This window comes from Micromonospora sp. NPDC049044, from assembly GCF_040649215.1.
Taxonomy (GTDB): domain Bacteria; phylum Actinomycetota; class Actinomycetes; order Mycobacteriales; family Micromonosporaceae; genus Micromonospora.
The window spans coordinates 39,991-64,736 of record NZ_JBEZFA010000040.1; the positions used below are offsets into that span (position 1 = coordinate 39,991).

Here is a 24,746-nt window from a genome sequence, read left to right on the forward strand (position 1 = left end):
GGACGGGGAGGTAGGCGTGAGGGGACCGGTGGTGGTGCTCGGGGACACGCTGCTCGACCGGGACGTGGAAGGGGTGGTGAACCGGCTCTGCCCGGACTCCCCGGTGCCGGTCCTGGACGAGGCCGCCGCCAGCGACCGACCGGGTGGCGCCGGTCTGGCGGCGGTGTTCGCCGCCGCGCAGGGCGCCGAGGTGGTGCTGGTGACCGCGCTCGCCGACGACGCCGGCGGGGCCCGGCTGAGCGCGCTGCTCGCGGCGGCCGGCGTGCAGGTGTATCCGCTGGCCCTGTCCGGGGCGACGCCGGAGAAGATCCGGCTGCGGGCCCGGGGGCGGGTGCTGCTGCGCCACGACCGGGGCGGCACGTCGGGGGAGCCGGGGGAGCCCTCCGACGAGGTGCTCCGGGTGATCGGCTCGGCATCCGCGGTGCTGGTCAGCGACTACGGCCGGGGAGTGGCCCGGCAGCCGGCGCTGCGCGACGCGTTGTCCGCCACCCGCGCGCCGGTGGTGTGGGATCCGCACCCGCGCGGACCGGCCGCGGTCCCCGGCGTCCATCTGGCCACGCCGAACGAGTCGGAGGTGCGGGAACTGGTCCCCGCCCTGCCCGGCGCCTCCCGGCTGGCCGCCGCGTCGCGCGGCGCGCAGGGGCTGCGCCGCCGCTGGCGGGCCGGTGCGGTAGCGGTGACCCTTGGCGGGGACGGCGCGCTGCTCTGCCACGCCGGGTCGACACCGCTTGTGGTGCCGACCCCGGGCAGCGCCGAGGGGGACACCTGCGGGGCTGGCGACCGGTTCGCGGCCGCCGCCAGTCTCGCGTTGGCCCAGGGGGCGCTGGTCTCCGAGGCGGTGCAGGCGGCGGTCGCCGAAGCGTCCGCGTACGTGGCCGGTGGGGGAGTGGCGGCGGCGCTGCCACCGCCGGTGCGTCCCACGCCGACGAGCGTCGCCGGTCCGGGCGGCGAGCGGGTGGGCATCGCGGCGGTCGCCGCGCTGCTCGGTGAGGTACGGGCCGAGGGCGGCACCGTGGTGGCCACCGGCGGTTGCTTCGACCTGCTGCACGCGGGCCACGTGGCCACCCTGCAGGCGGCCCGGCAGCTCGGCGACTGCCTGATCGTCTGCGTGAACTCGGACGCCAGCGTGGCCGCGCTGAAGGGGCCGGATCGACCGGTGATGAACGAGGGGGACCGCGCTCGGCTGCTTGCCGCACTGAGCTGCGTCGACGCGGTGCTCATCTTCGACGAGCCGACCCCGGACGCGGCGCTGTCCTGGGTCCGCCCGGACATCTGGGTCAAGGGCGGCGACTACGCCACCGGCGGTGGCGACGCCGCAGCGACCCTGCCGGAGGCGGAGGTCCTCCGCCGCTGGGGTGGGAACACGGTGGTCGTGCCCTACCTGGACGGTCGCTCCACCACCGACATGATCGTTCGTTCCGTCGGGGAGCGCACCCGATGACCGCGACGCGGCCCGGCGCCGGGCCCACCGTCCTGGTCACCGGCGGCGCGAGCGGGCTGGGCGCCGCGGTGGTCGCCGCGGTGGCCGCCTCCGGTGGTCGGCCGATCGTGCTGGACCGGCAACCGCCGGCCGACGGGGTGTCCTGGACCGAGTGCGACCTGGCCGACACCCGGGCCGCCGAGGTGGCCACCCGACACCTCGCCGAGCAGGCCGGCGGCCTGGACGCGGTGGTCACCGCCGCCGGCACGGACGTGCCGGGTCGACTCGCCGACGTGCCGGGCGAGACCTGGGACCGGATCGTCGCAGTGGATCTGCTCGCCACGGCGGCGGTGATCCGGGCTGCCCTGCCGTTCCTGCTGACGTCCCGGGGTCGCGTCGTCACTGTCGCCTCCACCCTCGGCGTCAAGGCGGTGAGCGACGCCACCGCCTACTGCGCGGCGAAGTTCGGCGTGGTGGGCTTCACCCGCGCGCTCGCCGCCGAGCTGGCCGGCCAGGTCGGTGTCACGCTGCTGATCCCCGGCGGGATGCGCACGTCGTTCTTCGACGAGCGTGACCCGCAGTACAAGCCGGGGCCGGACGCGATCCTCAACGATCCCGTCGACACCGCCGCCGCGATCATGTTCGCGCTCAACCAGCCGCCCGGCTGCGCGGTGCGGGAGCTGGTGGTCTGCGCCGAGCAGGAGACGTCGTACCCGTGATCCTCGTGCTGCGCGCGCTCGGCGTCGGCGACCTGCTCACCGCGGTGCCCGCGCTGCGGGCGCTGCGGGCCGCGTACCCGGCGCCGGAGTTGGCGCTCGCCGCCCCCGCCTGGCTGGCGCCGCTCGTCGACCTGGTCGGCGGCGTCGACCGGCTGGTGGACACCACCGGGCTGGATCGGCCCCTGCGGGTCGGGTCGACCCCGTCGGTCGCGGTCAACCTGCACGGGCGCGGTCCGCACTCGCACCGGTTGCTGGCGGCCACCCGGCCTGGCCGGCTGCTGGCCTTCGCCAACTCCGCCGCCGGCTGCGCCGACGGTCCCCGGTGGTCCGTCGACGAGCACGAGGTGGACCGGTGGTGCCGGCTGCTGTCCTGGTACGACATCCCGGTCGACGGCACCGACCTCGGTCTGCGTCGGCCCGGGTCGGCGGGGTGGCCCACCGGGGTCACCGTGCTGCATCCGGGCAGCAAGATCCCGGCCAAGCGGTGGCCCGCCGAGCGGTTCGCCGCGCTGGCCCGGACGCTCACCAACCAGGGGCACCGGGTGCTGCTCACCGGCTCGGCCGACGAACGGGCGCTGGCGGCCCGGGTGGCGGAGGCAGCCGGCTTGCCGTCCGACGCCGTGCTGGCCGGCCGGACCGACCTCGGTGCGCTCGCCGCGGTGGTGGCGAACGCCCGGCTGGTGGTCAGCGGGGACACCGGGGTGGCCCACCTGGCCACCGGGTTCGGCACCGCGTCGGTGGTGCTGTTCGGGCCGGTCCCGCCGGCGCGGTGGGGGCCGCCGGTGAACCGGCCCCGGCACCGGGTGCTCTGGGCCGGCGAGGGGGATTGGCCCAGGTGGGACGGGGTAGGAAGCCACCCGAGCATGGCGGCTCTGCGTCTCGACGAGGTGCTGGCCGCGGTGACCGAGGTGGAGAGGACGGTGCGGGTCTCCGGTGCGGTTGCGGCGTAGTGACCCGGCTCGGCCGGGGTACGGGCGGCGTCGGCGCGGTCGGGGCTGGCTCTTCGTCGACCCGACCGGTGCGCCGGTCCGGGATCCGGCGGTGGTGGCCCGCCTGCGTGAGCTGGTCATCCCGCCGGCCTGGCAGCAGGTCTGGATCGCGCCGCACCCGAACGGGCACATCCAGGCGATCGGGATCGACGCCGCCGGTCGAAAGCAGTACATCTACCACCCGCTGTGGCGCGAGCAGCAGGACGAGGCGAAGTTCGACCACATGCTGGAGGTGGCCCGGCGGCTGCCGGCGTTGCGGGAGCGGGTGGGCCGTGACCTGGACGGCCGAGGGCTGAACCGGGACCGGGTGCTGGCCACTGTGGCCCGCCTGTTGGACATGGGCATGTTCCGGGTCGGCAGCGACCAGTACGCGGCCGGCGACGACCCGACGTACGGGGTGTCCACGTTGCGTCCCGAGCACGCCCGGTCCCGGCGCGGCTGTGTGGTGCTTGTGTTTCCCGCCAAGGGTGGCATCGAGCAGGTACGCCGGATCGAGGACCCGGAGCTGTGCCAGGTGCTTGTCAATCTGCGGCGTCGGCGGCGGCGGGCGGACCGGCTGTTCGGCTACTGGGACGGTCGGGACTGGCGCGACGTGCGCAGCGACGAGGTGAACGGTTATCTGCGCGACGCCAGCGGTGGGGAGATGACCGCCAAGGATTTCCGCACCTGGCACGCCACGGTGCTGGCCGCCACCGAGTTGGCCACCGCCGGCCCGGCCCGCTCGGTCACCGCCCGGCGCAGGGCGGTGGTCGCGGTGATGCGCGAGGTGGCCGAACTGCTGGGCAACACCCCGACGGTGGCGCGCGCGTCGTACGTGGATCCGCGGGTGGTCGACCTGTACCACGACGGGGTGGTGGCGTCGGTGGACCCGCGCGCGCCCCGCGAGGAGACCGAGCGGGTGGTGTTGGAGTTGCTGGAGAAGGCCTGAGCGGGCGCGGGGTTAGGCCGATCGCCGCCGGATCAGGGCGTCGATGCCGTCGAGGATCCGGTCCAGGCCGAAGGTGAACTCGTCGTCGGGGTCGTCGTCCTGGCTGAGCACCCCGGCTGCCAGCACCCGTTGGAGGGCCGGGAAGCGGGCCGGGTCGATGAGCCGGGCCACCAGTCGGCCGTACGACCGCATCAGCTCGCTCGGGTCGGCGCCGGCCGCCCGGCTGCCCTCGGCGAGTTGTGCGGTGAGGGTGGCCTCGTTGCGGACGTACCCGGTGACCAGCAGGAGCGTCGACATCTTCTCGCCCTCGGCGAGCGCGGTGCCGTCGAGGCAGCGCAGCCCGTCCTCGAGCCAGCCGAGCTGGTGTGGGGTGACCGGTGGGCCGGTGATGGGCACGTGCAGCAGCCAGGTCCGGTGCCGCAGGACGTCGTGCTCGGCCCAGGCCCACCGGGTCAGCCCGGCCCGCCAGTCGGTCCCCGGCGGGGGCGGGCCGGGCGGCGGGCCGTAGCCGGCGTCGAGCATGAGCGTCAGCAGCTCGTCCTTCGACCCGACGTGGCGGTAGAGGGCCATGGTGGCGGAGCCCAGCTCCTTGGCGACCCGGCTCATCGAGACGGCGGCCAGCCCGTCGGCGTCGGCCACCCGGACGGCGGCGTCGACGATGGCGGGCACGCTCAGGCCCGGCCGGGGGCCCTTGGGTGGACGGTCCCGCAGCCCCCAGGCGCTTTCGATGGCCGCTGGGAGCGTCGGCCCGCTGTCGTCTGTCTGTGCCGCCACTTTTCCTCCTTGCCTGGCGATCCTAGTTCTGCGTATGGTCTACGCAGAGCAGCGTACGCCATACGCAGAGAGGAAATGGATCATGACGACGATGACCACACCGGCACCGCGGGCCGGCCGGCGGGAGTGGATCGGCTTCACCGTGTTGATGTTGCCGCTGCTCCTGGTCTCGATGGACGTGTCGGTGCTCTACTTCGCCGTCCCGTTCATCAGCGCGGAGCTGCGCCCCACCGGCAGCCAGCAGCTCTGGATCTTCGACATCTACGGCTTCGTACTGGCCGGGCTGCTCATCACGATGGGTGCGCTCGGAGACCGGATCGGCCGCCGCCGGCTCCTGCTCGTCGGCGCTGCCGCCTTCGGAGCGGCGTCCCTGCTGGCCGCGTACGCCGACAGCGCCGCGACGCTGATCGCCGCACGCGCGGTGCTCGGCGTCGGTGGGGCCACCCTGATGCCCTCCACGCTCGCCCTGGTGCGCAACATGTTCCACGACGCCAAGCAGCGCGGCACCGCGATCGCCATCTGGACCGCCACCCTCACCGGTGGCATCGCCATCGGACCCGTGCTCAGTGGCATCCTGCTGGAGCACTTCTGGTGGGGCTCGATCTTCCTGATCAACATTCCGGCGATGCTGATGCTGCTAGTGCTCGCCCCGCTGCTGGTGCCCGAGTTCCGCCACCCGGCGACCGGACGGTTCGACCTGCTCAGCGCCGCGCTGTCGCTCGGCGCGCTGCTGCCGGTCATCTACGGCATCAAGGAGATGGCCCGCGACGGGGTCAGCGCGCCGAGGGTGCTCGTCATCGTGGCCGGCCTGCTGGTGGGTGCGCTGTTCCTGCACCGGCAGCGGACCCGGGCGTACCCGATGGTCGACCTCGGGCTGTTCCGCCGCCCCGGCTTCGCCGGATCGCTCGCGGTCAACCTGCTGGCGATGTTCGCCATCGTCGGATTCGCCATCTTCACCACCCAGCACCTGCAGTTGGTGCTCGGCCTGAGCCCGCTGCGGGCGGCGCTGTGGAGCCTGGTGCCGTCCCTCGCCGTGGGCGGAGTCGCGCCGGCCGCCGCCGCGCTCGCCCAGCGCGTCGAGCGGGCGTACCTGATCGGTGCGGGCTTCGCGATCGCCGGGCTCGGCTTCGTGGTGCTGACCCAGGTCACCCCGGACTCGGCGCTGTGGGTCCTGCTTGTCGGCGCGAGCATCTACGCGGGCGGCCTGGTGATGGTGATGTCGCTCGTCACCGAGTTGGTCCTCGGCGCGGCACCGCCCGAGCAGGCGGGTGTGGCCTCGGCGCTCACCGAGTCCAGCAGTGAACTGGGCGGCGCGCTGGGCATGGCGATCCTCGGCAGCGTGGGCGCGGCGGTCTACCGGCGTGAGGTGCTGGACGGCCTGCCCGCCGGGCTGCCGGCGGACGCCCGCGACGCGGCCCGGGAGACGTTGGGCGGTGCGCTGGCGGTGGCCCACGGCCTGCCCACCGACCTCGCCGACACGGTGCTGCACGCGGCCCGGGTCGCGTTCACCGACGGCCTCCAGTTGGCCGCGCTCGCCGCGCTGGCGGCGATGCTGGTGGGCGCGGTGACAGCGCTCGTGGCACTGCGCGGCATCCGGCCGGGCGACCCGGCGGCGGTGGCCGCCGAGCCGACCGGTCCGGTCGACGCCCCGCTGTCGTCGGTCAGTCGGTGAGCACGTGGGCGAGCCGGTCGCGGAAGCGCCGCTCGGAGTCGCTGACGGCCTCGCCCCCGATGCCCAGCAGCCCACCGCTGGACGCGGCACCCACCACCTGCTCGGCGATCTTCACGAGCCAGTGCTTGTACGCGCCGGCCTCGCCCTCGTCGACCCGGCCGGCCAGCAGCGCGGCGGCTTGGCCGGCCCGCACCAGCACGTCGTCGATAAGCGCCCGCGGATCGTCGGGCGCGATGACCGGCAGCTCCGCGCCGGTCTCCGGGTCACCGACCCGGGTGACGATCTCTCCGGCCACTGCGGCGACCAGCGGGCTGGCCGACTCCCGGCCAGCGGAGATGGTCTCCAGCCCGGCCGCGGTCTCCGCCATGGTCCGGCGGGTGCCGTCGGACTCGGCGGCACTCGCCGCGGTCAGGACCGACTGCGGCAGACCGACAAGCAGCCCCCACTCCTCGTCGGAGAAACCGAACCCGGTGTACGCCGGCTGCTCGATCACGGCAACGCCCCTTCCGCAGTGCTCTACTTGGTCAATCGGTGCTCTGCTTTGTCGATCCACCGGGCGCGCGCCGGCGCCCGGGTCAGGCTAGTCCAGGGTCAGCAGGCCCTGTTCGGACACCACGCGCACCGACAACGTCTTGTACCCGACCTCCTCGAAGAGGACAGTCATCTTGTCCTCCTCGTAGGAGAGCACCATGCCGGTTCCCCACTCTGGGTGACGCACCTGGCTGTGCACCGGGAACGGCCCGACCGCGCCCTGGTCGGCGACGCTGGTGCCGGCGTGGCAGTTGTCGCAGTGCCCGCAGACCTCGGTCATCTGCTCACCGAAGTAGGCAAGCAGGGTCTGCATCCGACAGGAGTTGGTCTCGGCGAAGGCCCGCATCATGTCGGTGCGGGACCGGGTCACCGTCTGCTGGCGCTCCGCCTCGGCGAGCGCCGCCGCGGCGGCCTCGGCCGGGGCGGGGGAGTAGCGCGGGGCGCCGATGCGCTGGCGAGCCCGCGGCTCGGCCGCGCCGATCTGCTCCAGCAGGGACAGGTACTGGCCCAGCTTGCGCGGCCCGAGGCCGGTGGTCTCGCGCAGTTCGGTCTTGGTGGCCGGCTTGCGCCGCAGCAGCGCGGCCAGGTCCCGCAACTCGTCGGCGTCCGGCAGGCCGCCGCTGAAGAAGCGTTGCAGGCCGACGTCCTCGGCCCGCCAGAGCAGCAGCACCCGGGCCGGTTGCCCGTCGCGGCCGGCCCGGCCGATCTCCTGGAAGTAGCTGTCCGGCGAGTCGGGCAGGGCCATGTGCACCACCCAGGCGATGTTCGGCTTGTCGATGCCCATACCGAACGCCGAGGTCGCCACCATGATGGGGACCTGGTCGGCGAGGAACGCCTCGTGCAGCTCGGCACGCGCGCCGGCCGGCATCCCACCGTGGTAGAACTGCGCCGGGAAGCCGGCGTCGGTCAACCGGGTGGCCAGCTCCTCGGCGGCGCGGCGGGTCGGCACGTAGATGATGCCCGGCCGGCCCTCGTCGCTCAGCAGCGTCATCAGCCGCCGCCACCGGTAGTCCTCGTCGGGGCAGTGCGCCACCTCGATGAACAGGTTGGGCCGGTCCAGCCCGGAGACCACCACCTCCGGGTCGCGCAGCCGCAGCCGGGCGATGATGTCGTCGCGTACCGGCGGTGACGCGGTAGCGGTCAGCGCGACCACCGGCGGCCGGCCGATGCCGTCGATCAGGTGCCCGAGCGCCAGGTAGTCGGGCCGGAAGTCGTGCCCCCAGGCCGAGATGCAGTGCGCCTCGTCGATCGCCACGAGCGCCGGTTTCAGCGCGGCGACCTCCGCCATCCGATCCGGGTTGCTGAGCTGCTCGGGCGTGATGAACAGGAACTCCGCCCGGCCCTCGCGGACCTCGGTGATCGCCTGGGCCTGCTGGTTCGGCGACTCGTTGGAGCTGATCCGCACCGCCCGCAACTCCGGGCGTTGCCGCTCGTTGAGCGAGGCGATCTGGTCCTGCTGCAGAGCCAGCAGCGGGGAGATCACCACGGTGGGGCCGGGGATCAGGCTGGCCGGAATCTGATAGATGGCCGACTTGCCGGCACCGGTGGGCAACACCACAAGGGCGTCCCGTCGCTTCATCACCGCGCGCATGGCGGCAAGCTGGTTGGGCCGCAGTGCCTTCCAGCCGAAAAGGCTGCGGGCCGCGCGGCGCAACGTCATCGAATGCGTGGACAGTTTCATCGAGGGCCGGAGGTACCCGACCCCATGACCGCCGAAACGCGTTCGGGCGATCATGGGGTCGGCGGAGCCGGGCTCAGCGCAGTCGGGGCAGCACCTCGCGCTGGTAGAGGTCGAACAGGCCCTGGTAGTGCGGGCCGGTGTTGGCCACGTACACCTCGTCGAAGCCGGCCTTGGCGTACTTGTCGATCATCTCCAGGTGCGCGTCGACGCTGTTGCCGCAGACGAACGCCTCCTTGATCATCTCCGGCTTGACCAGCTCGGCGGCCTGCTCGAAGTGACGCGGTGAGGGGAGCACCTGGGACAGCTCACCCGGCACGCCCGCGTTCGGCCAGCGCTCGTACGCGATGCGCACGCCCTCGTCCTCGCTGTCCGCGTACGCCGCCTTGAAGCCGGCCTGGCACGGCTTGTCGCCGCCGCCGTTCTCGCGGAACCGCCGGACCATCTCGCCGTCGGGCATTGTGCTCACGTAGCCGTCGCCGATCCGGGCGGCCAGGTCGATGGCCTTCGGGCCGAAGCCGGAGACGTAGATCGACGGTGGGGTGTCGGGCAGCGTGTAGATCCGGGCGTTCTCCACTGTGTAGTGCGTGCCCCGGTGGTTGACGAAGCCGCCGCCCCACAGCTCGCGTAGCACCTCGACGGCCTCCTCGAGCATCTCCAGCCGGACGTCGGCCGGCGGCCAGGCGTCGCCGAAGATGTGCTCGTTGAGGGCCTCGCCGGTGCCGACGCCGAGCACGAAACGCCCGCCGTGCAGCACCGCGCTGGTCGCCGCCGCCTGGGCGATCACGGCCGGGTGGATCCGGACGGTGGGGCAGGTCACCGCGGTGGTCACCGGCAGCGAACAGACCTGGCTGAGGGCGCCGATCATCGACCAGACGAACGGGCTCTGGCCCTGTGCGTCCACCCAGGGGTGGTAGTGGTCGGAGATCCACAGCGCCTCGAAGCCGGCCCGCTCGGCACCGCGCGCCTGCTCCACCAGTTCGGCGGGCGTGAACTCCTCACTGGACAGAAAATAACCGATCTTCATGGCTTCTCCTTCGGCGCGCGGACCTGCTGATGGGGAAGCCGTACCCCGGTCGTCGTCGGCCACACCCGGCGCGGTCGGCACGACTGTGCTCAGCGCCGGCCGAACATCGCCCGGATCGCGGCGAGCAGCAGCAGGGCGCCGACCACCAGGCCGAGCAGGCGTACGCCGGGGATGTCGGCCGGGCTCGTCGCGTCGGCCAGCAGGGCGGGGTCCATCCCCGCACTCTTCCCCGGGAGCGGGCCGCCAGGCAACTGTAAGGTTTATTGACTATTCAATCGCCCGGTGTGACCATGGCATGACCGCCTGCCGTGGCGGCGCGCCGAGGGCGCGTGAGAGATGGGGTACGGGGGCCGCATGAGCGAGCGCAACCAGTGGGCCGACGGGGGCGCGTCGACGCCGGTTACCGACGCCGAGCGCCAGGAGACGGTGGCGTGACCACGTCCACCGGGCACCTCCCGGCCCTCGCCGCCGCCGTCCTGCAGCCCGGGTTCGTCGGCACCACCCCGCCACAGTGGGTGTGCCGCTGGCTCGGCGAGGGGCTCGGCTCGGTGGTGCTCTTCGCCCGCAACGTCGTCGACCCCGAGCAGGTGGCGGCGCTCACCGCGACCCTGCGCGCCGAGCGTCCGGACGTCATCGTGGCGATCGACGAGGAAGCCGGCGACGTCACCCGACTCGAATCGGTGCACGGCAGCTCCCGGCCCGGCAACCTCGCCCTCGGCGCGGTCGACGACGTGGAGCTGACCGAGGCGGTGGCCCGGGACCTCGGCGTCGAACTGGCCGCGACCGGGGTCACCCTCAACTACGCCCCGGACGCCGACGTCAACTCCAACCCGGACAACCCGGTGATCGGCGTGCGCTCCTTCGGTGCCGACGCGGCGCTTGTCGCCCGGCACACCGCCGCCTGGGTACGCGGGCTCCAGGCCGGCGGCGTGGCGGCCTGCGCCAAGCACTTCCCCGGGCACGGCGACACCCGCGTCGACTCCCACCACGACCTGCCCCGGATCACCGCCGACCGGGACCGGCTGGACGCCTGCGAGCTGGCCCCGTTCCGGGCCGCCGTGGCCGCCGGGGTACAGGCGGTGATGACCGGCCACCTGCTGGTTCCGGCGCTCGACCCGCAGCTGCCGGCAACGCTGAGCCAGCGCATCCTGGGCGGGCTGCTCCGCGACGAGCTGGGCTTCTCCGGGGTGGTGGTGACCGACGCGATGGAGATGCGCGCGGTCGCCGACCGGTACGGCTTCGCCGGGGCGACCGTCCGCGCCCTCGCCGCCGGCGCCGACGCGATCTGCGTCGGCGGCGAACGCTCCGACGAGCGGGCCGCCCGCGAACTGCGCGACGCCATAGTGGCCGCTGTCGTCTCCGGTGAGCTGCCCGAGGAACGCCTCGCCGAGGCGGCCAAGCGGGTGGGCCAACTCGCCGCCTGGACGATGACCGCGCGCAGTACCGGGCCGGCCGGAGCCCGCGGTCCCGCCGACGTCGGGCTGGTCGCCGCCCGGCGGGCCGTCCGGATCACCGCCACCGGCACCGCGCCGGACGCGCTGCCGCTGACCCGTGCGGCGTACGTCGTCGAGTTCGAGCCGCTGCGCAACATCGCCATCGGCGCGGAGACCCCCTGGGGCATCGGCGCACCGCTCGGTGAGCTGCTGCCCGGCACGCGCACGGTCCGCTACGCCGAACCCGACGTGCCGGCCGACCCGGGTGCCGCGGCGGGGACCCGTCCCCTGGTCCTGGTGGTCCGGGATCTGCACCGGCACGACTGGATGCGCGCCGCCGTGCGACGGGCCCTCGCCACCCGGCCGGACGCGGTGGTGGTGGAGTTGGGAGTGCCCGAGCTGATCACCGGGGCGGTGCACCTGGCCACCCACGGCGCCACCCGGGCCAGCGGCCGGGCCGTCGCCGAGGTGCTCACCGGCACCCGCTGAGCCGACCGGGCCGCCGGCGGGTCAGCGCCCGCCGGCTGACCCGCGTTACGGCAGGTCGGCGACCAGGTCGGCGTACTCCGGGTGCTTGTCGATGAACGCGGCCATGAACGGGCACTGCGGCACCACCCGGCCGCCTCGGGCGCGGACCTGGTCCAGGGTGCCCCGCATCAACGCCCCGCCCACGCCCTTGCCCTGGAAGCTCTTGTCCACCTCGGTGTGCGTGAAGACCAAGACCTCCCCACGCATCAGGTACGCGGTGAAGCCGGCAAGCGCGTCGTCCACCAGGATCTCGAAGCGGTGCTTCGCCGGGTTGTCCTCGACCAGGGTGCTCATCCGGCCATTCTCCCCGCCCCGTCGGCGAGCGCGTCCAGTTCGGCGAGCAACCGGTCCACCTCGTCGGCGGTGTTGTAGTGGTAGATGCTGGCCCGCACCGCGCCGCCGCTGTCGCGCAGACCCATCAGCTGGAAGTACTCGTAGGCGTAGTAGTCGCCGACGGAGAGGCAGAACCCGGCGGCACCCAACGCCTCCTGGGTGGCCGCCGGGGACATCCCGGCGACCCGGAACGACACAGTCGGGCAGCGCCGGGCCGGCGAGCCGTACACGGTGATCGCGGGCCGCTGGGCGAACCCGGCGAGCAGCCGGTCCAGCAGCGCCTCCTCGTGCGCCTGGGCGGCGGTCAGCCCGGCGTGCAGCCGTGCCCGCCGGTCCCCGACCGCGTCCGGGTCCAGCCCCGCCAGGTGGTCCACCGCGGCGGTCACGCCGGCCAGCAGCGCGAAGCTGGGGGTGCCGTACTCGAACCGGTCCGGCACGGCGTCGGAGGATGGCACCAGCTTCGTCGGGCGCAGCGCCGCCCACCGGGCCGGGTCGGCCACCATCGCCGCCAGGTGCGGACCGGACCACTTGTACGCGCTGGTCAGCAGCACGTCGGCGCCGAGCGCGGTCAGGTCGGTCGGCCCGTGCGGGACGGAGTGCACCCCGTCGACGCAGACCAGCGCGCCGACCGCGTGCGCGATCTTGGCGATCGCCGGCACGTCCGGCACGGTGCCGATGGCGTTGCTGCCGGCGGTCACCGCGACCAGCCGGGTCCGCTCGCCCACCAGGTCGGCGTACTGGGCGGCGGGTAGCTCGCCGGTGTGCCGGTCGACCTCGGCCCAGCGCACCGTCGCGCCGGCCGCCTCGGCGGCCTGCACCCACGGTCGGATGTTCGCGTCGTGGTCGAGCCGGGAGACCACCACCTCGTCACCCGGACGCCAGTCCGCGCCGAGCGTGCGGGCCAGCGTGTACGTCAGCGCGGTGGCGCTCGGACCCAGCACCACCCCGGCGGGGTCGGCGCCGAGCAGGTCGGCCACCGCCGCGCGAGCCTCGGCCACCAGGTCCAGCGACCGGCGACCCGGTACGGAGGCGGCGCTGCGGTTGCCGACCGCCGCGCGCATGGCGTCGGTGACCGCGTCGATCACACCGGTGGCGGTCTGGGTGCCCCCGGCGCCGTCGAAGTGCACGAATCCCTCGGTCAGGGCGGGGTAGGCGGCCCGGGTGCGGGCGATGTCGAAGGGCATGCCCGGACCCTAGCCGGTGCGCCAGGTGCCCTGGTCGGCCGCCGGGTGGATCACCAAGCGGCGGGGTTGTCGCCACCGTCTCGTACTCTTGGCGAGGTGACGAACCGACCCGCCACCATGCCCATTCCCCTCGCCCGCCGCACCGCCGGTCTGTTCGCCGGTCTGGCGCTCGGCCTCGCCGTGCTCGCCGGGTGCAGCTCGCAGGGCGCTTCCACCGACTGCGGGCTCGACGCCTGCACCGTCACCTTCGAGCGGGGTGTCGAGGCGAGCGCCACCATCTTCGGCGTCGAGGCCAAGCTGGTCGGCGCCGAGGGTGACCAGGTGACAGTCGAGGTCGCCGGGGAGCAGCTCAGCCTCACCATGGGGCAGCAGGCCGCCGAGGCCGGCGGCTTCGCGGTCACCGTGGACAGCGTCACCGACCAGCAGGTCAAGATCCGCGTCTCGCGCAATCCGGGTAACTGATCCGCCGGGCGGCGGTGGCCGACGTTTGGGAACCTGCCGAAACGGAGATTGTGACGCCATGTCACTCACCCGTAGCGCCGAAGCCACCGCCTCCCGAACGGCGGACAGCCGGTGGCTGGAACTCCTCGCCCGGGCCGGCTTCATCGGCTACGGCATCGTCCACCTCCTCTTCGCCTGGTTGGCGTTGCAGATCGCGTTCGGCACGTCGTCCGACGACGGCGACCAGTCCGGCGCGCTGCGTACCCTCTCCGAACAGCCCCTGGGTAAGTTCCTGGTCATCGCCGTCGCGGTCGGCCTGCTCGCGATGGCGATCTGGCAGGGGCTGGAGGCGGCGGTCGGGCACCGCGCCGAGCGCGGCAAGGAACGCGTCACCGAGCGGCTCGCCTCGGCCGGCCGGACCATCGTCTACCTCTACTTCGCCTGGACCGCCTTCAAGGTCTTCAAGGACGCCGGGTCGAACAGCGCCGACCAGCAGGAGGCGTTGACCGGCAAGCTGATGACCTCCAGCGGCGGCCGCTGGCTGGTCGGCCTGGCCGGGCTGGTGCTCGCCGCGATCGGTGTCGGCCTGGTCATCTACGGCGCCCTCAAGAAGTTCGAGAAGCACCTCAAGACCGGCGAGATGAGCCCGAAGACCCGCCAGTTGGCCCGCCGGCTCGGCATGGCCGGATACATCGCCAAGGGCGTCGCGTACGGCATCGCCGGTCTGCTGGTCATCGTCGCGGCGGTGAACTACGACCCGGAGAAGGCCCGTGGTCTGGACGCCGCGCTGCGCACCCTGCAGGAGCAGTCCTACGGCACCTTCCTGCTGACCCTTGTCGCCCTGGGCATCGCCGCCTTCGGCATCTACTGCTTCCTCCAGTCCCGGTACCGCAAGGTCTGAACTGGTCGACAGCCGGACCGTCGGGCACTCTTGGGCTTTTGCCCGGAGTGCCCGACGTTTTGTCGAAGGGAAGCATCGCAACCGTGCAGAACTATCTCGAAACGGCCGCCGCCGCGCTCATCGCGGCCGTGGTCGCCCTGTTCCTGGTCGAGGTCGTCCACCGGCTGACCCGACGCTTCGGCCGCCGGTCACTGCTGTTCACCGAGTTGACCGACCACGCCCACCGCCCGTTCCAGGTGGCCGGTGTGGTCGTCGCCGGGCAGTTCGCCGTCCGCTTCAGCACCGGGTACGCGGTCGGCGAGAGCTGGCGGCGGCTGCTGCTGCACCTGCTCGTCCTCGCCGTCATCGCCAGCACCGCCTGGCTGGTCGCCGCCCTGCTGGTCGTCGTGGAGGACACCGCGCTGGCCCGGTTCCGGGTCGACGTACCGGACAACCGGCACGCCCGCCGGGTCCGGACCCAGGTGGTGATGCTGCGCCGACTGACCATCGCGGTGATCGTCATCCTGACCGTCGGTGTGATGCTGATGACCTTCCCGAGCGTGCGGGGCATCGGTGCCGGCGTGCTGACCTCGGCCGGGGTGGTCGGTGTGGTGGCCGCGCTCGCCGCGCAGAGCCTGCTCGGCAACGTCTTCGCCGGCCTCCAGCTCGCCTTCAGCGACGCCGTCCGGCTCGACGACGTGGTCGTCGTCGAGGGGGAGTGGGGTCGGATCGAGGAGCTGACCCTCAGCTACGTCGTCGTGCAGATCTGGGACGACCGCCGGTTGATCCTGCCCACCTCGTACTTCACCAGCAAGCCCTTCCAGAACTGGACCCGCACCGAGGCGGCGGTGCTCGGCACCGCCGAGTTCGACGTGGACTGGGCGGTGCCGGTGCAGACAATGCGCGAGGAGCTGCGCCGCCTGGTCGAGGGCACCGAGCTGTGGGACGGGCGGGTCTGCGTCCTGCAGGTCACCGACGCCACCGGCGGGATGATCCGGATGCGCGCTCTGGTCAGCGCCGCCGACGCGGGCAGTCTGTGGGACCTGCGCTGCCTCGTCCGGGAGCACCTGGTCGCCTGGATCCGGGACAACCGTCCGACGGCCATGCCCCGGATGCGCACCGAGCTGGGCGACGCCAGCAGCAACCTGCCCTGGCAGTGGGTGCAGCCGAGGCGGCCGGCCCGCCGTCCGGCCGAGACTGAGGCGCCCGACGACGCCCGGGTCTTCGGCGGCAGCGACGACGGCGACGCCCGCAGCGAGGCATTCGTCGGCCCGGAGGAAGCGCGTACCTGACCCCGGGAGGTTTGGTCGGGCTTGGGCGGGGGATGTGCTGCCGGACGTCTCTGGCGTGATCGGCTGAGCCGACTCCGCGGCGCGGCGTCCGGCCAACGGCAACGGTGCGCCGCTCGTCGCGTTTTAGGATTGACGAGCGGCAACTTCGGGCATACAGCGCGGTGATAGAGAAAGGAGGACAGCATGGCTGACGTGGCGAACGCCCGCACATCCCACAACGGGAGCGAGCCCTCCACCGCCGAGTTGGTGCAGCGGGCCACCGAGCAGGTCTCCCGCCTCGTACGGGACGAACTGGCGCTGGCCCGGGCGGAGTTGACCCAGAAGGGCAAGCACGCGGGCATCGGGATCGGCTTGTTCGGCGGCGGCGGCGCGCTGGCGTTCTTCGGCCTGGGCGCGCTTGTCGCCACGGCGATCCTGCTGCTCGACCTGGTGCTGCCCGCCTGGGCCGCGGCGCTGCTCGTGGCAGTGGCCTGCTTCCTGGTGGCCGGCATTCTCGCCCTGGTGGGCAAGAAGCAGGTAAGCCGTGCTGTCCCGCCGGTGCCGGCGGCCACGGTTCGCAGCCTCCGGGCCGACATGGACACCGTCACCGCCGCGGTGAAGGACAGGGGGCGGCAATGACGGGCAACGGGACCGGCGACACGGAGGCCCTCCGCGAGGAGATCCGACGTACCCGGGTCGAGTTGGGCGAGACGATGGAGGCGTTGGCTGCCAAGGCCGACGTCAAGGCCCGCCTGAAGGAGTCCGCCGAACAGGCGAAGGAGCGGATGCGCGAGCAGGCGGCGCAGACAATGGCCCGGGTTCGCGGGCAGGCCGTGCGGGGCGCCGGGATGGCGCGGGCACAGGCCTACGAAAAGGGTGGGATGGTGCGTGCGCAGGCGCACGACAAGGGTGAGCTGGTGCGCCGCAACCCGGTGCCGTGGGCGGCGATCGCCGCCGGTGCGGTGGCGACGGTGGTGGTGCTGATGATCGTGCGGGGGAGGCGTAGGTGAGCAAGAGCATCGGCAGGGTCGCGTACCGGCCGGTCGGCGTGTTGTTGGGTATCGCCGCGGGCGCGGCCGCCGGAGCGATCTTCCGGCAGGTCTGGAAGGTCACCGCGGGCGACGGCGAGGCGCCCAACGCCACAGACGAGGATCGCGGCTGGGGTGAGATCCTGGCCGCCGCGGCGTTGCAGGGGGCCATCTTCGCGGTGGTCCGGGCCGCTGTGGACCGTGGTGGCGCGGTCGGCGTCCGCCGGATGACCGGCAGCTGGCCGGACTGATCGCGCAGTGCCGTCAGCCCTCTTCCCGCATCGATGGGAAGGGGGCTTTCGCATGGCTTCGGACGCCGCCCAGCGGGACTGAGGCATCCGTCAGGTCACATGTCGGAGAAATTCGTCGGAGAGGTCGTGACAGACTTTTTACCTCCGTGATTTGCTGGTCCACGCTGTTGCGAGATGGCGTGGGTTGAGAGAAGTCTCCTTCGTGGGGCCGCCTCAGACGCCGCTGCTCGAAAACGGCCAATTGGCCGCACGGCGTGCACGGCCACCAGTTTTTAGAAGGAGATACACATGGCTCAGGGAACCGTGAAGTGGTTCAACGCTGACAAGGGCTTCGGCTTCATCACCGTCGATGGTGGGGGTGCTGACGTGTTCGTCCACTTCTCGGCCATCCAGACCAGCGGCTACCGCTCGCTGGAGGAGAACCAGCGGGTGGAGTTCGAGATTGCACAGGGTCAGAAGGGCCCGCAGGCCGAGCAGGTCCGTCCCATCTGAGTGAGCCGGCCGGCTTCCGCCGGCCGGTGGGACGATCTGGTCAGGGTCGTCGCGAAGCCCCGTATCCCGTCCGGGATACGGGGCTTCGTCGTTGCGGGAAGCTGGACGCCAGGGTGGGGCGGTGGGTCAGTTCCGGCGGCGCGAGCGCAGGCCGAGCCAGAGCACCACCAGCCCGGCCAACGCCACGAGCGGGCCGAGCACCGCCCAGATCTTCTGGTCGGTCATGACGCTGCCGGTGACGTAGCCGAGACCCTGCACCGTCCACACCGCACCGATCACCACGGCCAACAGGCCGAGGGTGAGCGCAAGCCAGCCCCTCATCGCATCCCCTCTCCGCCGCCCGCCGCGGCACGCTGTCCGCCAGCATCGCTGGTCGGGCCACGCGACGCGAGTTTGCCGGGCGGGCCCGTCACCACCGGTCGTGCACCTGCGGGCGGATCAGCTCGTCGTAGATCTCGCTGACGGCGGCCAGCTGGCTGTCGGTGAGCGGCGACAGGGCTGCCGCCTCGGCGTTGCGCCGGGCCTGCTCCGCGTCGCGGGCACCGGGGATGACGACTGTGACGCCCGGCTGGTCCAGCACCCAGCGCAGCGCGAACTGCGCCATCGTGCGGTCCGCGTCGACGAGCGGCGCGAGTCGGCGGACGGCGGCCAGGCCCCGCTCGTAGTCGACGCCGGAGAACGTCTCGCCGACGTCGAAGGCCGCGCCGTGCCGGTTGTAGTTGCGGTGGTCGTCGGCGGGGAACTCGGTGTGCTCGTCGTACCGGCCGGAGAGCAGGCCGCTGGCCAGCGGCACCCGGGCGATGATGCCCACCCCGGCCGCCGCGGCCGCCGGCAGGACCCGCTCGAGGGGCTTGTGCCGGACCGCGTTGAGGATGATCTGCACGCTCGCCACTCCCGGCCGGGCGATCGCGGTGAGGGCCTGGTCGCAGGTCTCGACGCTCACCCCGTACCCGGCGATGGCCTTCTCGGCGACGAGGGTGTCCAGGCCGTCGAAGACCTCGTCGGAGGAGAAGACGGGGGTGGGTGGACAGTGCAACTGGACCAGGTCCAGGGTGTCCATGCCCAGGTTGGCCCGGGACCGGTCGGTCCACTGCCGGAAGTTGTCCAGGTTGTAGAACTCCGGCCGCTGCTCGACGCGGCGGCCCATCTTGGTGGCGACGGTCAGCCCGGCGTCGGGTCGGGTGCGGAGGAAGCGGCCGATCAGCTGCTCGCTGCGGCCGTCGCCGTACCCGTCTGCGGTGTCGAGGAAGGTGACCCCGTTGTCCACGGCGGCGGCGAGCACCGCCATCGCGTCGGCCTCGCTGACGGTGCCCCAGTCTGCGCCGAGTTGCCAGGCGCCCAGGCCGACCGCCCCGACGGTCCGGCCGAGCCGGTTGAAGCTGCGCTGTTCCATGCCCCGAGCCTAGTGACCGGGGTTGCCGGCCGGCCAGGCGAGCCCGTACCTTAACAAGACGGACGTACGGTTTGGAGGATGTATGTGGGATCCGACCAGCTACCTGCGCTACGGCGACGAGCGATCCCGGCCGTTCCACGACCTGGTCGCGCGGATCGCGGCGCACCGGCCCCGGACGGTTGTCGACCTCGGCTGCGGCCCTGGCCAGCTCACCGCCACCCTCGCCGAACGCTGGCCCACGAGCCGGGTACGCGGGCTGGACTCCTCGCCCGAAATGATCGACCGGGCCACCGCCCTCGGCGCACCTGTCGACTTCGCCGTCGCCGACCTGCGCGACTGGCGTCCCACCGGCGACGAGGACGTGGTGGTGAGCAACGCCGCGCTCCAGTGGGTGCCCGGCCATCAGGAGCTGCTGCGTCGGTGGGCCGCCGAGCTGCCCGCCGGCGCATGGCTCGCCATGCAGGTCCCCGGCAACTTCACCGCCGCCTCGCATCGCGCGTTGCGCCAGGTCGCCGACGGGCCGGCCTGGCGGGCCGAGGTCGCCCCGCTGCTGCGCGCCGACCCGGTCGACGACCCGGCCGACTACGCGGCACTGCTCACCGCCGCCGGTTGCGCGGTCGACGCCTGGGAGACTACCTACGTGCACCTCCTGCCCGCCCGACCGGCCGCCGAGCACCCGGTGCTGACCTGGATGGAGGGCACCGCGCTGCGTCCGGTCCGGGCCGCGCTCGACGCCGCCGGCTGGTCGGCCTTCCGCGCCGAGCTGGGGGTACGCCTCGCCGCCGCCTACCCGGTCCGGCAGGGTCAGGTGTACTTCCCGTTCCGTCGGGTCTTCGTCGTCGCCCGCATCGGCGACAGTGCAGAGGAGAGTTCGTGACCGACCCGTCCACCTTCATCGCCGGCCTGCCCAAGGTGGAGCTGCACGTGCACCACGTGGGCTCCGCCTCGCCCCGGATCGTCGCCGAGTTGGCCGCCCGCCACGAGGGACGCACCCCCGTGCCGGCCGACCCGCAGGCGCTCGCCGCCTACTTCGAGTTCCGCGACTTCGCGCACTTCATCGAGGTCTACCTGAGCGTGGTGGATCTCATCCGCGACCCGGAGGACGTCTGGATCCTCACCCACGAGGTGGCCCGGGAGTTGGCCCGCCAGCAGGTCCGGTACGCGGAACTGACGATCACCCCGTACTCGCACGTGCGTCGGGGCATCCCCGCGCCGGCGTTCTGCGAGGCCATCGAGGACGCCCGCAAGCGCGCGACCGCCGACTTCGGCATCGACCTGCGCTGGTGCTTCGACATCCCCGGCGAGGCGGGCCTGCCCGCGGCCGAGGAGACGCTGCGCATCGCCCTGCAGGAGCGCCCGGACGGGCTGGTCAGCTTCGGTCTGGGTGGCCCGGAGATCGGCGTACCCCGGCCGCAGTTCCGGCCCTACTTCGACAGGGCCCGCGCCGCCGGGCTGCGCTCGGTGCCGCACGCCGGGGAGACCACCGGGCCGCAGACCATCTGGGACGCGCTCAACGACCTGGGCGCCGAGCGGATCGGGCACGGCATCTCCGCCGCGCAGGACCCGGAGCTGCTGGCCCACCTGGCCGAGCGGCAGATCGGAATGGAGATCTGCCCGACGTCGAACATCCGGACCCGGGCGGTGGCCAACCTCGACGAGCACCCGCTGCCCCAGCTTGTCGACGCCGGGCTGCTGGTCACCATCAACTCCGACGATCCGCCGATGTTCGGCACCACCCTCAACGACGAGTACGCAGTGGCGGCCCGCCTGCTCGGGCTCGGTCCCGAAGGGCTGGCCGGGCTGGCCCGCAACGCGGTGACCGCGTCCTTCCTCGACCCCGACGGCAAGCAGCGGATCACGGCCGAGATCGACGCGTACCTCGCCACCGCCGGTTGAGCGGTCCGGCCCGCTCCGGCCGGCTGCGGTCGTCACCGGGGGCGGGGAGCGGGGCGCGCGGCGGGAGCGTGGGGTGTGGGGGGACCTGTGACTCCCGCCGCGCGCGCGGCTTCACCGGTCGTGGGTGCGCGTGGGCGCTCGGCCGGTGAAACTGGTGGGTTCGCCAGCTGATCCTGTCAGCTCACGGCCGATCCTGGCCGTTCGTTAACCGCGATCTAAGGAAGACTTGCGACGGCCCACAACCCGGTCAGTCGTCGGTGGGGCGTTGGCGCGGCCAGCGCCGACCGGCACCCTTGGTGTCCCGGGCGTCGCGGGCCATCCGTCCGACCAGGCCGAAGCGGCTCACCTGCCGCGGCGTGGCCTCCGGATCGGCGAGCAACATCACCACGCTGGCCCCGCCCAACCGGGCCCGGTCGATGCTCACCGACCCGTTGGCCTGCAACGCCACCCGCTTGGCGATGTCCAGGCCGAGCCCGGTCGAGCCCTGGTCGCTGGTGCCCCGGCGCAGCGCCCGGTCCGGGTTGGCGATGCCGGGGCCGGCGTCGTCGATCCGGATCGCCACGTACCCGTCGCGCCGGGACACGGCCACCTCGAACGCGGTGCCCTGCGGCGTGTACCGGAAGACGTTGCCGATCACCGCGTCCAGCGCGGCGGCCAGCTCGGCCCGGGGCACCGGCGCGGGGATGCGCAGTTGCGCGCCGTTCACCCGGTGTGGCCGGTTCTGGTCGCCAGCGAGGGCCGCCCAGAACACCATCCGGTCCCGGACCACCTCGCTGACGTCACACATCGCCGGGCCGGCCTCGTGCGCCACCGACTTACGGGTCGTCTTGATCAGCACATCGATCTCACCCTCCAGGGTGACGATCGCCTGCCGGATCCGCCGGATGCCGCGCAGCCGGTCCAGCTCCGCCGGGCTGAACGAACCCACGCTTGTGTCGTCGGACTCCAACGCCTCCGCGTCCAACCGCAACACTGTCAACGGGGTACGCAGCCGATGCGACAGGTCGGCCACCAACTCCCGCTCATCGGTACGGGCCGCGTCCAGCCGGTCGGCCATCCGGTTGAAGGCGTACCCGGCCTCGGCCAGCTCACGCGGACCGGTCGGCTCGACACGTACGCCCAGGTCGCCGTCGCCGATGGACAGCGCGGCCTCGACCAGACCCCGGGTCGAGTCCACCGCGCGGGCGGCCACCCGGTCCACCACCAGCACCGCCGCGCCGGCCATCGCCGCCCCGACCGCGAACAGCAGCAGCCACGTGCCACCGGCGCCCTCGCCGAGCGTCGAGTCCGGCAGGAACACCTCGACCACTGCCGTCCGGTCACCGAGCACGACCGGGTCGAGTCGGACCACGCCGCCGTCCACGTCGACGACCCGGGAGCGCCGGTCGGCACGAGCCCGGTCCAGGTCGCCGCCGGTGGCCCTACCCGCTGACTCGTCCAGGCCCAGGCCGTGCACCACGGGCCGGGCCGGCGCGCCCTCGGCGCTCGCCGCCACGGCCCGCTCGACAACTGCCGGAGCGGTGCTCACCGCCAGCGCGCCAGTGACCAACGCGCTGCGTCGGGCCGCGTCGGCGATCGCCTCGTCCCGGCTCTGCTCGCGCAGGCTGAGGCCCAGAGGGATCAGGAACGCGAGCGCGACGAGGCTGCTCATGCCGGCAGTGAGCAGGGCCAGCGCCGTCCTCAGTCCGGTGCCACCAGCCGGAATCCGACCCCCCGCACGGTGCGCAGGTAACGCGGCTTCGCCGCGGACTCGCCCATCTTTCTGCGGAGCCAGTACAGGTGAACGTCGATGGTCTGATCCTCGCCGACCGATGGCTGCCGCCATACCTCCTCCAAGAGTTCCCGGCGGGACACTACCCGCCCGGGTCGTGCGGCGAGATACGCCAGCAGGTCGAATTCCTTGCGGGTCAGCGCCAGTGGCTCCCCGTCCAGCTGGGCGCTGCGCTCGCCCACGTCCACCCGCAGCCCGCCGACGCAGTGCACCGCCGGCTGCACCGTCCGACTGGCCCGACCCGCCCGGCGCAGCACCGTGGTGATCCGGGCGTCCAGGTGCGCACCGGTGAACGGCTTGACCATGTAGTCGTCGGCGCCGGCGCGCAGGAGCTTGACCACCGACTGCTCGTCGTCCCGGGCGGTCGCGATGATGATCGGGATATCGGTGATGCCGCGCAGCATCCGCAGCGCGTCCGAGCCGTCCAGGTCGGGCAGGCCGAGGTCGAGCACCACCAGGTCGGGTGTCTCCGCGGCGACCCGACGCAGGGCGTCCAACGCCGTACCCACGGCGTGCACGGCATGCCCCCGGTCGGTGAGGGACCGCAGCATCGCGCCGCGTACGACGTGATCGTCTTCGACCAGGAGCACGGAGGCCACGACAAGACCGTACTGGTGCTGGCAAGTTGATCGCATTGCGACGTGCCTGGCGAGCGGGCAAGCTGGTACGACGATGTCGTTCACCCTGTTCGTCGATGCCCGTCTGGCGCTCGCCCGGGACAGCCTCGCCGGTCTCTCGACCGGCGACGCGCTCGGCGCACAGTACTTCCTGCCAGGGTCCGCGTCCCCGGACCTCCTGGCGGGTCCGCTGCCGCCGGCCCCCTGGGAGTGGACCGACGACACCGAGATGGCCTGCTCGGTCTTCGCCGAGCTGGCCCACTCCGGTGCCGTCAACCCCGACCGGCTGGCCCTGGCCTTCGCCGAACGGGGCACGCCGCGCCGCGGCTACGGTTCCGGCGCGATGGCGATCCTGCGGCTGATCCGTACCGGCACCCCGTGGCCGCTGGCCGCCGCCTCCGCCTTCGACGGCCAGGGCTCCTGCGGCAACGGCGCGGCGATGCGGGTCGGCCCGCTCGGCGCGTACTTCGCCGACTCGACCGCCCGGGCCGCGGCGCAGGCCCGCGCCTCGGCCGAGGTGACCCACGCGCACCCGGAGGGCATCGCCGGCGCCGTCGCGGTGGCCGTGGCCGCCGCGCTTGCCGCCCGGGGCCGCCTCGACGGGCACCGGCCGGCCCCGGAGCGCCTACTCGCCGGGATCGCCGCCGCGTTGGACCCGGGCACCGAGGTGCAGCGGAGCGTGAGCCGGGCCGCCGGGCTGCTCGGCCGACCGATGGACCGGGTGGTGGCGGAGCTCGGCAACGGTTCCCGGGTGACCGCGCAGGACACCGTCGGGTTCACCCTCTGGGTCGCCGCCACCCACCTCGACGACTATCCGGCGGCGATCCGGAGATGCGTCGAGGCCGGCGGCGACACGGACACCACGGCCGCCATCGTCGGCGCGATAGTGGCCGCGTACACGGGTGTCGGCACCCCCGGTGGCGTGCCCGAGGCGTGGCTGTCCGCCCGCGAGCCGCTACCCGCCTGGTTGCCCTGACCGCCGCCGAGGCCCGGTCTGCCCGGCTCGTACGGGTCTGGGCGGGTGCTACCGGCGGTGATCACCTCGCTTTTCTGAAAGTCGGGCCTTCCACCCGGCGGGGAAGCCCCGGTTTCCAGAAACCCGAGTTGGTCACCGAGTAGCGGCCACCGGTTCGGCCGGGGTAGCGGCCTCGGTCGGCTTCGCGGCCTCGGTCGACTCGGCCGAGTCGTCGGCGCGGCCGGTCACCTCGGCGAGGGTCGCGGGCTTGTCGGCGCGGCCGGTCACCTCGGCCAGGGTCGTGGGTGCGGCGTGGTCGCCGGTGACCTCGGCGAGCGCGGCGGCCTCGTCGGGGTCGCGTCGGCGCCACCGGCTGAGCAACCAGCCGATGGCCGCGCCGCCGCCGAGTCCGGCGAGCAGGCCGGCGGCCAGCAACCCGTCGGCGTTGCCGGACTCCTCGACGTCCCCGTCCGCGCGTGCGGCCGGCCGTTCAGCTCTTCTTGAGATTCAGGACGAGGGTGCGTAGCCAGGCCTG

General features: G+C 73.1%; 28 protein-coding genes. 16 read left to right on the forward strand and 12 right to left on the reverse strand.

Translation table 11 applies throughout. The annotated features are described in order from the left end of the window. The first annotated feature begins 16 nt into the window (after window positions 1-16). Genes AB0B85_RS27120 through AB0B85_RS27135 form a run of 4 tightly spaced genes read left to right on the forward strand, consistent with a single transcriptional unit; the run spans window position 17 to window position 4,056 of the window. The gene (locus AB0B85_RS27120) at window positions 17-1,441 is read left to right on the forward strand and encodes a PfkB family carbohydrate kinase (RefSeq protein WP_357411781.1); all 1,425 of its coding nucleotides are present in this window, start codon (window positions 17-19) and stop codon (window positions 1,439-1,441) included. Beyond that, a complete protein-coding gene (locus AB0B85_RS27125) occupies window positions 1,438-2,139 on the forward strand; it encodes an SDR family oxidoreductase (protein ID WP_357411782.1) in 702 nt (233 codons plus the stop codon). Before AB0B85_RS27120 ends, AB0B85_RS27125 begins: the two co-directional genes overlap by 4 nt. After that, window positions 2,136-3,089, forward strand: coding sequence for a glycosyltransferase family 9 protein (locus tag AB0B85_RS27130; RefSeq protein ID WP_357411783.1), 954 nt, complete (start codon window positions 2,136-2,138; stop codon window positions 3,087-3,089). The genes AB0B85_RS27125 and AB0B85_RS27130 overlap by 4 nt, the downstream gene beginning before the upstream one ends. Further along, window positions 3,073-4,056, forward strand: coding sequence for a DNA topoisomerase IB (locus AB0B85_RS27135; RefSeq protein WP_357411784.1), 984 nt, complete (start codon window positions 3,073-3,075; stop codon window positions 4,054-4,056). Before AB0B85_RS27130 ends, AB0B85_RS27135 begins: the two co-directional genes overlap by 17 nt. Before the next feature lie 12 nt (window positions 4,057-4,068). Here AB0B85_RS27135 and AB0B85_RS27140 read toward each other — a convergent pair whose 3' ends face one another. Continuing rightward, window positions 4,069-4,830 carry a TetR/AcrR family transcriptional regulator gene (locus AB0B85_RS27140; protein ID WP_357411785.1) on the reverse strand — a complete coding sequence of 254 codons (762 nt, stop codon included), beginning with the start codon at window positions 4,828-4,830 and terminating at the stop codon, window positions 4,069-4,071. A gap of 91 nt (window positions 4,831-4,921) precedes the next feature. On the opposite strand from AB0B85_RS27140, the gene AB0B85_RS27145 reads away from it, so the two are divergent. Then, window positions 4,922-6,502, forward strand: a complete 1,581-nt coding sequence (locus AB0B85_RS27145; protein WP_357411786.1) for an MFS transporter — start codon at window positions 4,922-4,924, stop codon at window positions 6,500-6,502. On the opposite strand, the gene AB0B85_RS27150 is transcribed toward AB0B85_RS27145, so the two are convergent. From AB0B85_RS27150 to AB0B85_RS27165, 4 genes are all read right to left on the reverse strand, one after another. Next, window positions 6,492-6,995 carry a hypothetical protein gene (locus AB0B85_RS27150; protein ID WP_357411787.1) on the reverse strand — a complete coding sequence of 168 codons (504 nt, stop codon included), beginning with the start codon at window positions 6,993-6,995 and terminating at the stop codon, window positions 6,492-6,494. The genes AB0B85_RS27145 and AB0B85_RS27150 overlap by 11 nt on opposite strands. Window positions 6,996-7,082: 87 nt before the next feature. Then, window positions 7,083-8,714: a RecQ family ATP-dependent DNA helicase gene (locus AB0B85_RS27155; RefSeq protein ID WP_357411788.1), complete on the reverse strand. Its 1,632-nt coding sequence runs from the start codon at window positions 8,712-8,714 to the stop codon at window positions 7,083-7,085. A 73-nt stretch (window positions 8,715-8,787) separates the two neighbouring features. Beyond that, window positions 8,788-9,738, reverse strand: a complete 951-nt coding sequence (locus tag AB0B85_RS27160) for a TIGR03557 family F420-dependent LLM class oxidoreductase (protein ID WP_357411789.1) — start codon at window positions 9,736-9,738, stop codon at window positions 8,788-8,790. A gap of 89 nt (window positions 9,739-9,827) precedes the next feature. Next, a complete protein-coding gene (locus tag AB0B85_RS27165; protein ID WP_255421242.1) occupies window positions 9,828-9,953 on the reverse strand; it encodes a hypothetical protein in 126 nt (41 codons plus the stop codon). Between the two features lie 216 nt (window positions 9,954-10,169). Here AB0B85_RS27165 and AB0B85_RS27170 point away from each other — a divergent pair, with 216 nt between their 5' ends. Next, window positions 10,170-11,660: a glycoside hydrolase family 3 N-terminal domain-containing protein gene (locus AB0B85_RS27170; RefSeq protein ID WP_357411790.1), complete on the forward strand. Its 1,491-nt coding sequence runs from the start codon at window positions 10,170-10,172 to the stop codon at window positions 11,658-11,660. A gap of 45 nt (window positions 11,661-11,705) precedes the next feature. Here AB0B85_RS27170 and AB0B85_RS27175 read toward each other — a convergent pair whose 3' ends face one another. Both AB0B85_RS27175 and AB0B85_RS27180 read right to left on the reverse strand, forming a co-directional pair. Next, window positions 11,706-11,993, reverse strand: a complete 288-nt coding sequence (locus AB0B85_RS27175; RefSeq protein WP_357411791.1) for a GNAT family N-acetyltransferase — start codon at window positions 11,991-11,993, stop codon at window positions 11,706-11,708. After that, window positions 11,990-13,216, reverse strand: a complete 1,227-nt coding sequence (locus tag AB0B85_RS27180; RefSeq protein ID WP_357411792.1) for a cysteine desulfurase-like protein — start codon at window positions 13,214-13,216, stop codon at window positions 11,990-11,992. Before AB0B85_RS27180 ends, AB0B85_RS27175 begins: the two co-directional genes overlap by 4 nt. 117 nt (window positions 13,217-13,333) lie before the next feature. Here AB0B85_RS27180 and AB0B85_RS27185 point away from each other — a divergent pair, with 117 nt between their 5' ends. From AB0B85_RS27185 to AB0B85_RS27215, 7 genes are all read left to right on the forward strand, one after another. Beyond that, window positions 13,334-13,678, forward strand: a complete 345-nt coding sequence (locus tag AB0B85_RS27185; RefSeq protein ID WP_357411810.1) for a hypothetical protein — start codon at window positions 13,334-13,336, stop codon at window positions 13,676-13,678. A gap of 58 nt (window positions 13,679-13,736) precedes the next feature. Then, window positions 13,737-14,558 carry a DUF1206 domain-containing protein gene (locus AB0B85_RS27190; protein WP_357411793.1) on the forward strand — a complete coding sequence of 274 codons (822 nt, stop codon included), beginning with the start codon at window positions 13,737-13,739 and terminating at the stop codon, window positions 14,556-14,558. Window positions 14,559-14,641: 83 nt separating this feature from the next. Then, entirely contained in the window at window positions 14,642-15,829 is a 1,188-nt protein-coding gene (locus AB0B85_RS27195; protein WP_357411794.1) for a mechanosensitive ion channel family protein, read from the forward strand. Between the two features lie 183 nt (window positions 15,830-16,012). Beyond that, entirely contained in the window at window positions 16,013-16,447 is a 435-nt protein-coding gene (locus AB0B85_RS27200; RefSeq protein ID WP_357411795.1) for a phage holin family protein, read from the forward strand. Then, window positions 16,444-16,818 (forward strand): DUF3618 domain-containing protein, encoded by a 375-nt coding sequence (locus AB0B85_RS27205; protein WP_357411796.1) that lies wholly within the window; start codon window positions 16,444-16,446, stop codon window positions 16,816-16,818. The genes AB0B85_RS27200 and AB0B85_RS27205 overlap by 4 nt, the downstream gene beginning before the upstream one ends. Beyond that, the gene (locus tag AB0B85_RS27210) at window positions 16,815-17,087 is read left to right on the forward strand and encodes a DUF4235 domain-containing protein (protein ID WP_357411797.1); all 273 of its coding nucleotides are present in this window, start codon (window positions 16,815-16,817) and stop codon (window positions 17,085-17,087) included. Before AB0B85_RS27205 ends, AB0B85_RS27210 begins: the two co-directional genes overlap by 4 nt. A 288-nt stretch (window positions 17,088-17,375) precedes the next feature. After that, on the forward strand, window positions 17,376-17,579 hold the full coding sequence (locus tag AB0B85_RS27215; RefSeq protein WP_030338233.1) for a cold-shock protein: 204 nt from the start codon (window positions 17,376-17,378) through the stop codon (window positions 17,577-17,579). A 126-nt stretch (window positions 17,580-17,705) separates the two neighbouring features. On the opposite strand, the gene AB0B85_RS27220 is transcribed toward AB0B85_RS27215, so the two are convergent. Next, window positions 17,706-17,900: a hypothetical protein gene (locus AB0B85_RS27220; RefSeq protein WP_357411798.1), complete on the reverse strand. Its 195-nt coding sequence runs from the start codon at window positions 17,898-17,900 to the stop codon at window positions 17,706-17,708. An 88-nt stretch (window positions 17,901-17,988) separates the two neighbouring features. Continuing rightward, window positions 17,989-18,972 (reverse strand): aldo/keto reductase, encoded by a 984-nt coding sequence (locus AB0B85_RS27225; protein ID WP_357411799.1) that lies wholly within the window; start codon window positions 18,970-18,972, stop codon window positions 17,989-17,991. A gap of 82 nt (window positions 18,973-19,054) precedes the next feature. Here AB0B85_RS27225 and AB0B85_RS27230 point away from each other — a divergent pair, with 82 nt between their 5' ends. Together AB0B85_RS27230 and AB0B85_RS27235 are read left to right on the forward strand one after the other, a co-directional pair. After that, window positions 19,055-19,849, forward strand: a complete 795-nt coding sequence (locus AB0B85_RS27230; RefSeq protein ID WP_357411800.1) for a trans-aconitate 2-methyltransferase — start codon at window positions 19,055-19,057, stop codon at window positions 19,847-19,849. Further along, window positions 19,846-20,868: an adenosine deaminase gene (locus tag AB0B85_RS27235; protein ID WP_357411801.1), complete on the forward strand. Its 1,023-nt coding sequence runs from the start codon at window positions 19,846-19,848 to the stop codon at window positions 20,866-20,868. Before AB0B85_RS27230 ends, AB0B85_RS27235 begins: the two co-directional genes overlap by 4 nt. Window positions 20,869-21,115: 247 nt before the next feature. Here AB0B85_RS27235 and AB0B85_RS27240 read toward each other — a convergent pair whose 3' ends face one another. Together AB0B85_RS27240 and AB0B85_RS27245 are read right to left on the reverse strand one after the other, a co-directional pair. Further along, window positions 21,116-22,519, reverse strand: coding sequence for a HAMP domain-containing sensor histidine kinase (locus AB0B85_RS27240; protein WP_357411802.1), 1,404 nt, complete (start codon window positions 22,517-22,519; stop codon window positions 21,116-21,118). A 29-nt stretch (window positions 22,520-22,548) separates the two neighbouring features. Continuing rightward, on the reverse strand, window positions 22,549-23,238 hold the full coding sequence (locus tag AB0B85_RS27245) for a response regulator transcription factor (protein WP_357411803.1): 690 nt from the start codon (window positions 23,236-23,238) through the stop codon (window positions 22,549-22,551). A gap of 73 nt (window positions 23,239-23,311) precedes the next feature. Here AB0B85_RS27245 and AB0B85_RS27250 point away from each other — a divergent pair, with 73 nt between their 5' ends. Beyond that, window positions 23,312-24,232: an ADP-ribosylglycohydrolase family protein gene (locus AB0B85_RS27250; RefSeq protein ID WP_357411804.1), complete on the forward strand. Its 921-nt coding sequence runs from the start codon at window positions 23,312-23,314 to the stop codon at window positions 24,230-24,232. Window positions 24,233-24,364: 132 nt separating this feature from the next. On the opposite strand, the gene AB0B85_RS27255 is transcribed toward AB0B85_RS27250, so the two are convergent. After that, the gene (locus tag AB0B85_RS27255) at window positions 24,365-24,646 is read right to left on the reverse strand and encodes a hypothetical protein (RefSeq protein WP_357411805.1); all 282 of its coding nucleotides are present in this window, start codon (window positions 24,644-24,646) and stop codon (window positions 24,365-24,367) included. Between the last annotated feature and the right edge of the window lie 100 nt (window positions 24,647-24,746).

Excerpts from the sequence above, each read along its gene's own strand:
- AB0B85_RS27175 (WP_357411791.1), bottom strand. The coding sequence starts at position 11,993 with ATGAGCACCCTGGTCGAGGACAACCCGGCGAAGCACCGCTTCGAGATC.
- AB0B85_RS27205 (WP_357411796.1), top strand. The coding sequence starts at position 16,444 with ATGACGGGCAACGGGACCGGCGACACGGAGGCCCTCCGCGAGGAGATC.
- AB0B85_RS27165 (WP_255421242.1), bottom strand. The coding sequence starts at position 9,953 with ATGGACCCCGCCCTGCTGGCCGACGCGACGAGCCCGGCCGACATCCCC.
- AB0B85_RS27215 (WP_030338233.1), top strand. The coding sequence starts at position 17,376 with ATGGCTCAGGGAACCGTGAAGTGGTTCAACGCTGACAAGGGCTTCGGC.
- AB0B85_RS27230 (WP_357411800.1), top strand. The coding sequence starts at position 19,055 with ATGTGGGATCCGACCAGCTACCTGCGCTACGGCGACGAGCGATCCCGG.
- AB0B85_RS27250 (WP_357411804.1), top strand. The coding sequence starts at position 23,312 with ATGTCGTTCACCCTGTTCGTCGATGCCCGTCTGGCGCTCGCCCGGGAC.
- AB0B85_RS27180 (WP_357411792.1), bottom strand. The coding sequence starts at position 13,216 with ATGCCCTTCGACATCGCCCGCACCCGGGCCGCCTACCCCGCCCTGACC.
- AB0B85_RS27160 (WP_357411789.1), bottom strand. The coding sequence starts at position 9,738 with ATGAAGATCGGTTATTTTCTGTCCAGTGAGGAGTTCACGCCCGCCGAA.
- AB0B85_RS27220 (WP_357411798.1), bottom strand. The coding sequence starts at position 17,900 with ATGAGGGGCTGGCTTGCGCTCACCCTCGGCCTGTTGGCCGTGGTGATC.
- AB0B85_RS27190 (WP_357411793.1), top strand. The coding sequence starts at position 13,737 with ATGTCACTCACCCGTAGCGCCGAAGCCACCGCCTCCCGAACGGCGGAC.
- AB0B85_RS27145 (WP_357411786.1), top strand. The coding sequence starts at position 4,922 with ATGACCACACCGGCACCGCGGGCCGGCCGGCGGGAGTGGATCGGCTTC.
- AB0B85_RS27225 (WP_357411799.1), bottom strand. The coding sequence starts at position 18,972 with ATGGAACAGCGCAGCTTCAACCGGCTCGGCCGGACCGTCGGGGCGGTC.
- AB0B85_RS27200 (WP_357411795.1), top strand. The coding sequence starts at position 16,013 with ATGGCTGACGTGGCGAACGCCCGCACATCCCACAACGGGAGCGAGCCC.
- AB0B85_RS27125 (WP_357411782.1), top strand. The coding sequence starts at position 1,438 with ATGACCGCGACGCGGCCCGGCGCCGGGCCCACCGTCCTGGTCACCGGC.
- AB0B85_RS27240 (WP_357411802.1), bottom strand. The coding sequence starts at position 22,519 with ATGAGCAGCCTCGTCGCGCTCGCGTTCCTGATCCCTCTGGGCCTCAGC.
- AB0B85_RS27185 (WP_357411810.1), top strand. The coding sequence starts at position 13,334 with ATGCCCATTCCCCTCGCCCGCCGCACCGCCGGTCTGTTCGCCGGTCTG.
- AB0B85_RS27155 (WP_357411788.1), bottom strand. The coding sequence starts at position 8,714 with ATGAAACTGTCCACGCATTCGATGACGTTGCGCCGCGCGGCCCGCAGC.